General features: G+C 68.0%; 11 protein-coding genes. 2 read left to right on the top strand and 9 right to left on the bottom strand.

Annotation, left to right across the window (positions count from 1 at the left end; translation table 11 throughout):
• Positions 1 to 17: 17 nt before the first annotated feature.
• Positions 18 to 959 carry an SDR family oxidoreductase gene (locus tag ASD42_RS27265; protein ID WP_056821661.1) on the bottom strand — a complete coding sequence of 314 codons (942 nt, stop codon included), beginning with the start codon at positions 957 to 959 and terminating at the stop codon, positions 18 to 20.
• A 142-nt stretch (positions 960 to 1101) separates the two neighbouring features.
• On the opposite strand from ASD42_RS27265, the gene ASD42_RS27270 reads away from it, so the two are divergent.
• Positions 1102 to 1941 (top strand): helix-turn-helix transcriptional regulator, encoded by an 840-nt coding sequence (locus ASD42_RS27270; RefSeq protein ID WP_056821664.1) that lies wholly within the window; start codon positions 1102 to 1104, stop codon positions 1939 to 1941.
• A 167-nt stretch (positions 1942 to 2108) separates the two neighbouring features.
• Here the strand turns inward: ASD42_RS27270 and ASD42_RS27275 are convergent, their stop codons facing one another.
• The 5 genes from ASD42_RS27275 to ASD42_RS27295 form a co-directional block, all read right to left on the bottom strand.
• Positions 2109 to 2753, bottom strand: a complete 645-nt coding sequence (locus ASD42_RS27275) for an RBBP9/YdeN family alpha/beta hydrolase (RefSeq protein ID WP_084787327.1) — start codon at positions 2751 to 2753, stop codon at positions 2109 to 2111.
• Positions 2754 to 2780: 27 nt separating this feature from the next.
• On the bottom strand, positions 2781 to 4076 hold the full coding sequence (locus tag ASD42_RS27280; protein ID WP_056821880.1) for an MFS transporter: 1296 nt from the start codon (positions 4074 to 4076) through the stop codon (positions 2781 to 2783).
• Positions 4077 to 4157: 81 nt separating this feature from the next.
• Positions 4158 to 5210, bottom strand: coding sequence for a 3-keto-5-aminohexanoate cleavage protein (locus ASD42_RS27285; RefSeq protein WP_056821666.1), 1053 nt, complete (start codon positions 5208 to 5210; stop codon positions 4158 to 4160).
• A 45-nt stretch (positions 5211 to 5255) separates the two neighbouring features.
• Entirely contained in the window at positions 5256 to 6122 is an 867-nt protein-coding gene (locus ASD42_RS27290; RefSeq protein ID WP_056821668.1) for a TauD/TfdA dioxygenase family protein, read from the bottom strand.
• 27 nt (positions 6123 to 6149) lie between these two features.
• Entirely contained in the window at positions 6150 to 7121 is a 972-nt protein-coding gene (locus ASD42_RS27295; RefSeq protein ID WP_056821671.1) for a quinone oxidoreductase family protein, read from the bottom strand.
• Positions 7122 to 7227: 106 nt separating this feature from the next.
• Here ASD42_RS27295 and ASD42_RS27300 point away from each other — a divergent pair, with 106 nt between their 5' ends.
• Positions 7228 to 8232 (top strand): AraC family transcriptional regulator, encoded by a 1005-nt coding sequence (locus ASD42_RS27300; protein WP_056821673.1) that lies wholly within the window; start codon positions 7228 to 7230, stop codon positions 8230 to 8232.
• Positions 8233 to 8247: 15 nt separating this feature from the next.
• Here the strand turns inward: ASD42_RS27300 and ASD42_RS27305 are convergent, their stop codons facing one another.
• From ASD42_RS27305 to ASD42_RS27315, 3 genes are read right to left on the bottom strand one after another with little or no spacing between them, the layout of a single operon-like run.
• On the bottom strand, positions 8248 to 10497 hold the full coding sequence (locus tag ASD42_RS27305) for an acyl-CoA dehydrogenase (RefSeq protein WP_056821674.1): 2250 nt from the start codon (positions 10495 to 10497) through the stop codon (positions 8248 to 8250).
• Between the two features lie 43 nt (positions 10498 to 10540).
• Positions 10541 to 11350: an enoyl-CoA hydratase/isomerase family protein gene (locus ASD42_RS27310; protein ID WP_056821676.1), complete on the bottom strand. Its 810-nt coding sequence runs from the start codon at positions 11348 to 11350 to the stop codon at positions 10541 to 10543.
• Positions 11347 to 12360: a TIGR03617 family F420-dependent LLM class oxidoreductase gene (locus tag ASD42_RS27315; RefSeq protein ID WP_056821677.1), complete on the bottom strand. Its 1014-nt coding sequence runs from the start codon at positions 12358 to 12360 to the stop codon at positions 11347 to 11349. Before ASD42_RS27315 ends, ASD42_RS27310 begins: the two co-directional genes overlap by 4 nt.
• Between the last annotated feature and the right edge of the window lie 22 nt (positions 12361 to 12382).

Consider the following 12382-nt stretch of genomic DNA (forward strand, 5'->3'; position numbering starts at 1 on the left):
GGGCGACCTCGGCCTGGTCAGACCGAGATTCGGACGCCGGTGAGTTCTTCGGAGATCTGCCAGATGCGCTGAGCGTCGTCGAGGCCGCGCAGGCGACCGTAGATTTTCTGCTCGGCGGGAGGGCCGCCGAGGTGTGCGGGTCCGCTGGGTCCGTAGAAGCGCTCGGTCTCGGCGTCGGGCGATGTGGCGGCGTAGAGGGCGGGCAGCGTCGCCGACTCGACGGTGCCGAGGAGGATGCCTCGCGCCGAGAGCCACCGGATGACCTTGACCCCCGTGGTGTCCTGCGCGCGCCCGACCTCGGGCCGGGCGGCGAGCAGATTCGTCGGTGCGACGCCCGGGTGGGAGAGATTGCTGGTGATGCCCCAGCCGTTCGCTCGGCTGCGTCGGCCGAGTTCGAGCCCGAACAGACCGAAGGCGATCTTGGACTGGCTGTAGGCGTGCCTGCCGTTATAGGAGCGCTCCCAGTTCAGGTCGTCCCAGTTGATCCCGTACTGGTTGGCCGCGACGCTGACCTGCGAGGTAACGCGCGCACCCCCTGCGCGGAGCAGGGGCAAGAGGTGCCCGACCAGGGCGAAGTGACCGAGGTGGTTGGTGCCGAACTGCAATTCGAATCCGTCGGCGGTGACCTGTCGATCCGGTGGGGTCATCACGCCCGCGTTGTTGATCAGCAGATGGATGGGGCGATCCTCCGCGCGCAGGGTCTTGCCGAGCGCCGCGACGGAATCCAAGGAGGACAGGTCGAGTTCGCGCAGCGAGACCTGCGCCTCGGGGCTCGCTTGCCGAATGGTGTCGAGCGCCGCCTCGCCCTTGCGCTGATTGCGTACCGGGAGAACGACTTCGGCCCCGGCGGCCGCCAGGCGCGCGGCGATCCCGACGCCCATACCATCGCTGGCTCCGGTGACCACTGCGCGTTGTCCGGTGAGGTCGGGAACAGTGATGTCGGGTTGCCGACGTGGCATGTCGCTTCTCCTGTGCTCGGTGTGCTGGGCTGGTGGTATCCACGATCGTCCGGCCGAGAGGCGACATCCAGGGACTGTCGATCAGTGGATACCCGCGAGCCCCGACGGTAGAACCGAACCAGTCACACAAAGGAGGCCTCTGGTGATCGATCGCGCGGAGCTCGCGGAGTTCCTCAGACTACGTCGGGAGTCGTTGCAACCCGAGGACGTCGGGTTGCCCAGGGGTCGGCGGCGCAGGACGAGCGGGTTGCGGCGGGAGGAGGTCGCCGTCCTGTGTCACATGTCGACCGATTACTACGCGCGATTGGAGCAGGAACGCGGGCCGCACCCGTCGGAGCAGATGATCGCCTCCATCGCCCAGGGCCTGCACCTGTCGCTCGACGAACGCGACCACCTGTTCCGCCTCGCCGGCCACAGCCCGCCCGCACGCGGCTCCGCCAGTGAGCACATCAACCCCGGCCTGCTCCGAATCCTCGATCGCCTCTACGACACGCCTGCCGAGATCGTCACCGAGCTCGGGGAGACGCTGCGCCAGACTCCGCTCGGCACCGCGCTGACCGGCGACACCGCCCACTACACCGGCCTCGCTCGCAGCATCGGCTACCGCTGGTTCACCGATCCCACCGAACGCGACCGCTACGCACCCGAGGACCATCCGTTCCTGTCGCGGATGTTCGTCTCCGGACTCCGCGAAGTCGCCACCCGGCGCGGTCCCGATTCCCGCGCCGCGCGGTATGCGGCCCTCCTGCTCGCCGAGTGCGAGGAATTCCGAACCCTGTGGCACACCCACGAGATCGGGGTCCGACCCCGGGACGTGAAGCGTTTCCGCCACCCCGAGGTCGGCGCCATGGATCTGAACTGCCAAACACTGCTCGACCCCGAACAGTCACACCTATTGCTGGTCTACACCGCCACACCCGGTACCGAGAGTTACGAGAAATTGCAGTTGCTCTCCGTGGTCAGCACCGAGATGCTCCACTGACCAGCGGCTTAGATCACTACGGCCGCCAGGAACCAGGCTGCCCCGTCGTCGTCCTTGAAGTCGCGGACGAGGGCGACCCTTCGTCGGCATCCTCGCTCAGCACGAGCCGAACCGTTCGGTACCGGACCACACCCCGACGACCTCCGCTGAGCGCAGCGGCAAGAAGGTCATCGGCCCCGCGTGAGTGGTGCCGCGGTGACGGGTTCCTCGGTGCTGCTCGGCGCACATGTTCGCCGGACAGATAGCGGCGCGTCCAGCAGTTCGTCGAGCAGCTCCTGGGCACGCGGCCACGGTCCGTAGCCTGACGCCGGATTCAGATGGCCGACGTCGCCGAGGTCGACCAGTCTGCTCCCCCACACCTCGGCCATGCCTGCGACGCGGCGAGCCGTGGCCAAGGGGTCGGTGCTGCTCGAGGCCACGATGCTGGGGAAGGGCAACCGCCTGCGTGGAATCGGCGTCCAGCCGTTGGCCGTGAGTGCCTCGGCGGTCGGATAGCCCTGCGGCAGTGGAGTTTCGAAATCGGGCGGCGTGGCGAGCAGCGCGCCGCGCACCGGCCGGTCGGACTGTTGCGCCCAGTGGACCGTGATCATCACGCCCGCGCTGTGCGCGACCAGGACGACGGGTCCGTCGATGTCGGCGAGCACCGCGTCGAGTGCGGCGACCCGTGCGGCCAGGCTCAGCCCGTCACGTTCCAGCGGCGGCACGATCGCCACCTTCCAGAGCGTGTCGGCGAGCAAGCTCTGCCAGTGCTCGGCGACGTGATCGCGCAGGCCGGGAACGATGACGACGGTGGGTTCGGTAAGAGCATTCATGAGGTGCGGCAGTCCTTTTCGACGGAATCAGTGCGAGGCGTGCACGGTGGCGAGCTTGCGCAGCCCGAGCGGGTAGACCCGGCGGCCGAGCAGCAGGGCGGCGATCGCGAGGACCGACACCACCGGCGTCACCCGCAGCGCGTTCTGCAGACCGAGATGGTCGGCGAGGACACCGACGACGAACGGGCCAAGTGCCAACCCCAGCAGGCTGTTGGCGAGAGTGAGGGTGCCGAACGCCGACGCGCGGACCGAGGGGTGGGTGAGATTGGCGACCATCGCCACGGTCGGACCGGCCGAACCGCCGGAGAAGAACGCGCCGATACCGAGCAGAACCAGTTGCGGCGCACCGGTACTCATGCTGAAACCGAGACCGAGGGTGACGAGTGAGATCAGGCAGAACACGATCGCGGTCGTCCACTTGCGCGCCATGTCGGCGCGACCGACCCGGTCGGTGATCACACCGCACACCACCATGCCGGTGCCGACGAGGGTCACGATCACCGCCGCAAGACCCGCGGCCCGGTCGGGCGCCAGCCCGTAGTAGCGGTTGAAGAAACTCGGCATCCACGACAGCAGCACCGCGGCGGTGAACATCTGCAATCCGCTGCCCACATAGGCGCACAGCACGGCCGGATTGGTGAACAGCGTCGAAATCGGTGCGCGGAAGGCGATTTCGGGTGTGGGCTCGGTGGCATGGGCGGCATTGCGCTCCTCGGTGACCACCGCACGGAACGCGATGGCCAGCACCAGGCCGAAGACCGCCATGGTGGCGAACGACCACCGCCACCCCAGGTGTACGGCGATCACACCGCCCGCGGCGACACCGAGCACCGACCCGAACGAACCACCGGCCATGAACGCACCGCTCAGTGCCGCGTGCCGACGGGCCGCGAACACGCTGAGCACCAGCGCGACCCCGACGCTGCCGTAGGCGGCCTCGCCGACGCCGACGAAGAAGCGGGCGACGAGCATCTGCGGGTAGTTGTCGGCCAGGGCGCACACCAGAGTCGCGATGCTCCACACCACCGCCATCAGCACCAGGCTCCTGACCCGACCCCACCGGTCGGCCAGCACCGACAGCGGCAACGTGAGCAGACCCACCATCAGCGCCACCACGCTGCTGAGCGAGGCCAGTTGCGAATCCGACAGTGTCCATTCGGTTTTCAGGAACGGGAATACTGCGCTCAGCACTTGGCGGGACATGTAGTCGGCCAGTAGCAGACCGAAGGCGAGGGCGAATACCAGCCACGGATAGTTGCGGGTGACAGACGAGGAACGGCGCGGCGCCGACGCGACGGGCGCGACGGTCGTGATGTGGTCCATGGGTGCTCCTGCGAACCGGTGGACGTCGTCGCTGACGTCCACCGGGTTGTCGAGACAGGGGAAGGTGATCCCCGCCGAGGGTCAGGCGTGGTGGGTGAACCCGACCTGGCCCGGCTGACGGTTCGGGGCGAACCCGATCTTGGCGAGCGTCTCGTCGGCGTCGGCGTAGCGCTCGTCGAGCTTGTAGATCTCGCGCGCTTCCTTACCGGTGGCGACCTCGCGGCCGAGTTCGCCCGCGATCCGGACCAACTGCTGGATCTGCTGGACCGAGGTCATCTTCTCGCCCTTGCGACCCCACAGGGTGTCCTCGTTGCCGCAGCGCGCGTGCAGACCCATCGCGATGGCCATCGTGTTCACCGGCAGCACGCTGCGCATCAGCGTCTCCAGGGTGAGCACCGCGCCGTCGGGAGTGCGGCGGATGAACTCCATCATGTTGTACGGGTTCGGGCCGTCGAAGCCGCCGCCGATGCCGACCCAGGTCAGCATGAGCGGGCCGGTGTAGACGCCGCGGCGGATCAACCGCTCGACGGTCTCGAGCTGCGGGATGCTCGACAGCTGGAAGTGCGGCTGAATGCCGTTGGCCTGCAAGCGCTTCAAGTGCTCGGCAACCCAGGTCGGGCCCGCCGGGACATACATCTCCCGATACGCCTCGTACACCTCGGGCCGTTCGAAGGAGGTGCCCGCGATGTCGTCTTCGGTCATCAACTCGACGATGTTCATCTGGCTGGTGTTGATCGCGATGGTGACCTGGTCGGGTTTGGGATCGAGTTCGGCGAGCATGTGCCGCGCGTCGTCGGTGAGCCACTTCGCGTCGGCGCCTTCACCTTCGGGCGAGAAGGAGATCGAGCCGCCGACCTGCAGGATCATGTCCGGCACCGCCTCGCGCAGGCGGGCGAGCAGTTCGTTGAACTTCGACAGGCGCTTGGAGCCCTTGCCGTCGAGTTCACGCACGTGGATGTGCAGCACGGTGGCGCCGGCTTCGTAGCAGTCGACGGCGGCCTGGACATGCTCGTCCATGGTGAGCGGGAGGTCGTCGCGGAAATCGTCGAGTTCCCATTCCGGGCCGTACGGCGCGGCGGTAATGACCAGCTTTTCCTGGTTCTCGGGGAACAGCGCGTCGTCGTGAAAATGCATGGGGGTACTCCGATCGGAATTGCGGGGCTAATCGAAAAATGGAATTCAGAAGGGACGGTCGCCGACGATCCCGGCGCGCTCCATCTTGCGGACGGCGGGCCAGTAGTCCTGCACCGCGTAGTGCTGGGTGCACCGGTTGTCCCAGATCGCGAAGCTGTTCTCGGTCCAGCGCCAGCGCACCTGGTATTCGGGGATACTCGCCTGGCGCATCAGGTAATTGAGGAGTTCACTCGCACCCGGCGCGTAGTCGGCGCCGAATCGAACATTCTCCGGCGTGTGGTAATTGACCAGATGCGTGGTGAAGGAATTGACGAACAGAATGTCCTCGCCGGTGTCCGGGTGGATACGCACCACCGGATGTTCGGCATCGGGGAAACGCTCGTGTAGGGCGAGTCGTTTCTCCTCCGAGAGCGCGGCGCCGAAACTCGCCTCGATACTGTGCCGCGCCCGCAGATGCGCGATCCGCGATTTCACCGACTGCGGCAGCCGCTTGTACGCCTCCACCATGTTCACCCAGATGGTGTCGCCACCGACGGGCGGCGATTCCACGCAGCGCAGGACAGCACCCATCGGCGGATTGACCCGCCAGGTGGCGTCACAGTGATAGGCGTTCTCGTAATGCTCGGGCGCGCTGTCGAGGTCCTTGTAGATGCGGACCAGACCGGGATGATCGGGATCGCTGCTGAGCGCCGGATGGTCCTCGAGCGGGCCGAAACGTTCGGCGAGCGCGACATGTTCGGCACGGGTGATGTCCTGATCGCGGACGAAGAGCACCTTGTGGCGCAGCAGCAAGGTGCGCAGTTCGGCGAACAGGGCGTCGTCGGCGGCGATCTCGGCGAGGTTCACCCCGTGTAGTTCGGCGCCGATGGTCGCGGTCAGCGGCGCCGCGCGCATCGCGGTTCGAACGGTCATTGGCTTGTTTCCTTTCCGGTGGACGCGTCAGATCGCGAAGACCGACGCGCCGACGCTGCGGCCGGCTTCGAGGTCGCGATGGGCTTGCACGGCGTCGGCGAGTTCGTATCGCTGGTTGATCTCGACCCGCAGACGGCCCGCGGTGAGGTGGTCGTGCAGTTCGCCGGCGAGTTCGGCGCGTTCGGCCGGGTCGGCGATGTAGTCGGCGAGCGCGGGCCGGGTGACGAACAGCGAGCCCTTCACCGCCAGCTGCATCGCCTCGATCGGCGGCACGGGTCCCGAGGCGGTGCCGAAGCACACGAGCAGGCCGCGCCGGGCGAGAGAATCCAGCGAGGACTGGTAGGTGGTTTTGCCGATGCTGTCGTAGACCACGGGAACGCCCGCGCCATCGGTGATGTCACGAACCCGGGTCGCGACGTCCTCCCTGGTGTAGATCACCACGTGGTCGCAACCGTTGGCCCGGGCGACCGCGGCCTTCTCCTCGCTGGAGACGGTGCCGATCACGCTGACGCCGAGCAGCTTCGCCCACTGGGTGAACAGCTGCCCGACCCCACCCGCCGCCGCGTGCAGCAGCACCGTATCGCCCGCGCGCAGCGGGTGGATGCGGCGCAGCAGGTAGGCGGTGGTCAGTCCGCGCATGGTGGTCGCGGCCGCGGTGTCGAACGCGATGCCGTCGGGCAGCGCGATCAGGTGCTCGGCGGGCATGATCCGTTCGGTGCTGTACGCGCCGAGCGGGCTGCCGGTGTAGGTGACGCGGTCACCGGCCGCGAAGTCGACGCCGGGGCCGACGGCCTCGATGACGCCGGCCCCCTCCACGCCGAGTCCGGCCGGCAACGCTGCCGGGTATAGACCGGTGCGGAAATAGGTGTCGGCGAAGTTGAGCCCGACCGCCTCGTGCCGGATACGGACCTCGCCGGGCCCCGGCGCGCCGACCTCGGTGGACTCCCACCGCATCACGTCGGGACCACCGGTTTCAGCGAATCGAATTGCGTGTGCCACAGCTTCTCCTCCTATGTGATGGACATAACAGTAGGCTCGATCACGCATCAACGCTTATCCTGTCGGGACAGAAAACTATTCCCCTCGGGACAATTGGAGGCACTGAGTGAAGCCGCTGTCCCGGTACGCGTCGTTGAACGACTACGTCGAACTGGCCGGGTCACTAGGCCTGGAACCGGCGCGGTTGATCCGTGACTGCGGACTCGATCCGGCCGGTTTCGGCACGCAGGACCGGTGGATTCCCGCCGAGGCCGTCGCCGACCTGCTGGAACGCTCGGCCGTCGAATCAGGCAGGGAGGACTTCGGCCTGCGGTTGGCGCAGCTGCGGCGGTTCTCCAATCTCGGCCCGCTGAGCCTGGTCATCCGCGAGGAGCCGGACGTGCGCAGCGCGCTGCGGCTGCTGTCGCGCCACGAGCACATGTACAACGAGGCGCTGCACACCGAGGTCATCGAGGCGAACGGTATGGCGACCATTCGGGTGAACGTGGACGTCGGTCGAGCGGTCCCGGTCCGGCAGGCCGTCGAGCTCACCACCGGAGTGCTGTACGGGCTGCTTCGCGGATTCGCCGGACCGACCTGGCGCCCGACGCAGGTGTGCTTCTCCTACCCCGCCCCGCGTGACCGGACCACCTATCACAAGATGTTCGGCCCGCACGTCGAGTTCGATCAGGATTTCAACGGAATCCTCACCTACAGCGGCGATCTCGACGCCGAGAACGCGATGGCCGACCCGCTCCTACGCGCCTACGCGCAGCAGTTGCTCGCCATGGCACCGTCGCGGGAGGCCACGGTCACCGACCGAGTCCGCGAACTCGTCGAATTGCTGTTGCCGACGGGCCGCTGCACCGTCGAGCAGGTGGCTCGCAGCCTCGGGGTCGACCGGCGCACGGTGCACCGCAAGCTCGCGCAGGACGGCACGACATTCACCGCGTTGGTCGACGACATCCGCGGCGCTTTGGCCGAACGCATGGTGGCCAACCGCCGTCACTCCCTCACCGAGGTCGGCGATCTGCTCGGCTTCTCCTCGGTGAGCAACTTCTCGCGATGGTTCAGCGCGAGGTATGGGATGAGCCCCCGGCAGTGGCGGCAGCAGGAGGCCGCACGCCACTGACCGATGTGGTAGCCCCTATTGCGGCAGACGCAACACGCGTCGAGCGATGATGTTGAGCTGGATTTCGATGGTGCCACCGCCGAAGAGGATGGCGGGCAGGCCGAGGAAGTCGAAGGTGTAGGGCTGCTCGGGGTGTCCGATGGCGGCGCGTGGGCCGAGGATCGAGGCGAGCGCGCGGGTGGCGTCGCGTTGGGCGATGGCGTTCCAGACTTTGCGAATGCTGTTGCTGGACCCGTTGCCGTCGGTCCTGTCGTTCATCCTGGCCACGACGTCGCGCAGGTTCAGCGCGGCGACGGACAGCTCGAGCGCGGTGTTGCGGCCGAGGACACGGACCGCGTCGTCGCGGGTGCCGGTGTGGTCGCCGGATTCGAGCAGGCGGCGGACCAGGGTGCTCGAGCCGTGACCGAAGGTGGCCGAGCCCATGGCGACCCGCTCGTTCGACAACGTGGTGACGGCGATCCGCCAGCCGTCACCGGGCTCGGCGACGACCTGGCTGTCGGGCACGAAGACCTCGTCGAGGAAGACTTCGTTGAACTCCCAGATGCCGGTGACCTGGCGCAGCGGACGGACCTCGACCCCCTCGGCGTTCATCGGGATCAGGAAGTAGGTCAGGCCGGCGTGTCGAGGGACTTCGGTGTCGGTGCGCGCCAGGCACACGGCCCAATCCGCTTCCTGCGCTTGGGAATTCCACACCTTCTGGCCGTTGATGATCCAGCCGCCGTCGACTTTGCGCGCGGCGGTGGACAATCCGGCGAGATCGGAGCCGGCGCCGGGTTCGGAGAACAGCTGGCACCAGATGATGTCGCCGAGCATGGTGGCGGTGACGAACTGTTCGCGCTGCTCGTCGTCGCCGTGTTCGATCAGCGTCGGCAGTACCCAGGCGCCGATTCCGAGTTCGGTTCGCTCCAGCCCACGGCGGGCGAATTCCTCGGCGATCACCGCTTGTTCGGCGGGTCCGGCGCCGAGTCCGTACGGGCGTGGCCAATGCGGAGCGACCAGCCCGGCATCGGCGAGCACCGCCCGGCGGGCACCTCCGCGCGCGGGTGACCAACCCTCGGAAGGGATTTCGTCATCCGCGAGAGCGGCGACCGTATCGAGCACGCCGCCGACCGTCGCACGCAGTTCGGGCAGTGTGTCAGCGTCGACGAACGAGAAGTCGCGTTCGGCGAGCAGCGCACGCTCCCCCAGCGCCCTGGCCGCCGCGTCCTCGCCGCCGACGACAGCGGCCAGCGCGATCGCGCGACGCCAGTACAGGTGGGCGTCGTGCTCCCAGGTGAATCCGATGCCGCCGAGCAGGCTGACACAGTCCACCGCCTGATCGATCGCGGCGGGCAGCACGGTCAGCGCCGCATTCGCGGCGGCGAGCAGTCGCTGCCCGGTCGGCTGGGTCTCGGCGCGGGCTGCGTCCCAGGTCACCGCGCTCGCCACTTCGGCGCGGACCAGCATGAGCGCCGCTTTGTGCTGCACGGCCTGGAAACTACCGATCGGGCGGCCGAATTGGTGTCGCACCCGGATGTATTCGACGGTGGTGTCCAGGCACCAGCGACAGATCCCGGTCGCCTCCGCCGCCGCCAGGGTGGTCGTCCACAGCTCCGCGACGGCGGGGTCGATGCCATCGAGCACCCGCCCCGCGTCGACCGGGTAGGCATCGAATTCGGCGCGAGCCAGTGATCGAGTCAGGTCGACAGCCTCCGCGGGCGTCATTCGGATCGAAGACACTGCGCCCGCCTGGGTAGCCAGATCGGCGGGGCCGAGCCAGAACCACAGGCTCGCTTCGGGATCCCCGGCGACGGCGGCGCGCACCACAACTCGTTCGGCGCCGGTCAGCCCGAGCGCCGGATCGGACACGCCCGACACGACCCAGCCCTCGCCATCGCGCATCGCCCGCAGGTCGGGCCCGGTGACGACCGCGCCCGTCACGCCGGCCCCGAAGTCCGCGAGCAGCGCACCGGCGTCGGTAGCAGCCATCACGAGCGCGCTCGCCGTCACTGTCGACAGGTAGGGGCCGGGAAACAGGGCAGCACTCAACTGCTCGACCACCACCGCGAGCGTATCGAGCCCGCAGTCGTCGCCGCCGTACTCAGCGGGGAGGTGAAGTGCGTGTAACCCCGGCTCGCACAACGCAGTCCACACTCCGGTCGGCATGACCCCGGCGGCGTAGTCGGACAGGTGTTCGCGCGTCTGCGACAGTGGAGCGATCTTGCGGGCGAACGCGGCAACCGATTGCGCCAGCGCGTGCTGGTCGGCGTCTACGGCTAGAGACATCTGTGTACTCCTGAATGGTGAATCAACATGTGGGGCCGGGTTCTCAGAACTCCGGCAGGTCGTGCCAATCGCGCGACAACCGCGCCGACCAGACCGGAGCGCGCCGGTCGACGCGAGCCCGCATGCCTTCGCGAGCATCGGGACCGCCCATGAGCCGCAGGTGCAGTTCGGTTTCCAACTCGGCCACCCGGGCGGGTTCGTAGCCGTGGATCGCGGTGTCCCACAACAGTCTTTTGCTGAGAGCCGCCGACATCGGCGCGACGTTGGCCGCCATGTCGCGCGCTATCGCGAGGGCCGCGGGCAGCACGTCGGTGGCGGGGAGACAGCAGCAGGCGAGCCCGAGACGGACCGCTTCGTGGCCGTCGAAAGTACGACCCGACAGCAGAATGTCGGCCGCGACCGACATTCCGGCGACCTTGGCCACCGTCCAATGCGCCATCGCGTCGGGCAGAACACCCAGCCGCACTTGCGGAATGGCGTAGCGCGCGTCCTCGGCGACGATGCGGATGTCCGCCTGCATGGCGATGGTCAGGCCGATGCCGATCGCGTGCCCGTTCACCGCGGCGATCACCGGTTTACGCAGAGCGAAGGCGGGCGGTTCGACGGGGGACGCGGAAAACGTTGCGCTGTCGGGCTTGTCGAAAGTTTTGTCACCGCCACCGATGTCCGCGCCCGCGCAGAAGGCCGGCGGCGCGCCGGTGAGGACAAGGACCCGTACAGCGTCGTCGGCATCCAATTCGCGGTACGCCGTGCCGATCGCCCGACCCATCGCGCCCGTGAAGGCATTTCGGCGATCGGGCCGATCCAATGTCACCACCGCGACGCCGTCGGCGATTTCGACGCGCACGCTCATGGCGCCTGCAATGCGGTGACCAGGTCTTTGATGTACTCATCGGACACGTCGTAACCCGGGAAATAGCAGCAGATCCGATCGGCGTAGGCGCCGAAGCGCTCGATGATCGCCGCCGCGCACTGCTCCGGTGTCCCGTGCACAGCCAAGGTGTCGAGCATCGTCTGATCGATGAGGTCGGTCATCGCCGCGACCTCGCCGCGCTTGGACAGCGCGTTCAATTCCGGTTGCAGCTCACCCCAGCCCTCGGCGTCGAGGACCGGGCGGTACGCGGGCGTCGACCCGTAGAAGCCGAGCAGTCGGCGCGCGCCGACGGCCGCGGCCGCCAGCTCGCACGGCGTGCGGCCCATCGCGACGATCACCTGGGGATAGATATCCAGGTCGGCGGCCTCGCGCGCGGCGCGGTCGAGACCCTCCTCGATGGCGGGCAGGGTGTGTTCGGTGAAGTGCCGGGCGCTGTTGAACGGCATGACCAGCAGCCCGTCGGCCACTTCGGCCGCCGCCCTGGTCATGATCGGACCCAGTGCGCCGAGACAGATCTGCGGCAGCCCATAGGGATTCGGGCCCGGATCGAACGTCGGCGGCATCAGGGTGTGCCGGGTGAACTCGCCTTCGAAGCGCAGCGGGGTGCCCTCCTGCCAGGAGCCGAGCACGGCTTTGATCGCGAGCACCATGTCCCGCATGCGCGCGGCCGGGCGCGACCACTCACCGCCGTAACGCTTTTCGATGTGCGCGCGGGTCTGCGAACCGAGCCCGAGACGGAACCGGCCGCCGCTGAGCAGGTGCAGGTCGTAGGCGGTGTGCGCCAGGTGGACCGGGCTGCGTGGGAGGGCGATGGCGACATTGGTCATCAGGTCGACCGGTTCGGGACCGGCGGCAGCCAGGGTCAACGGGAGGAAGACGTCGTGGGCGCCTTCGAAGGTGAACAGGCCGTCCACCCCGCAGGCGATCAGCTCGGCGGACCGCGAGATCACCTCGTCGGGCCGTGCGCCCAATTGCAGGTCGACCTTCATTCGCACGCTCCCTGGGACTCTC

This window comes from Nocardia sp. Root136 (assembly GCF_001427185.1).
GTDB classification, from domain to species: Bacteria; Actinomycetota; Actinomycetes; order Mycobacteriales; family Mycobacteriaceae; genus Nocardia; species Nocardia salmonicida.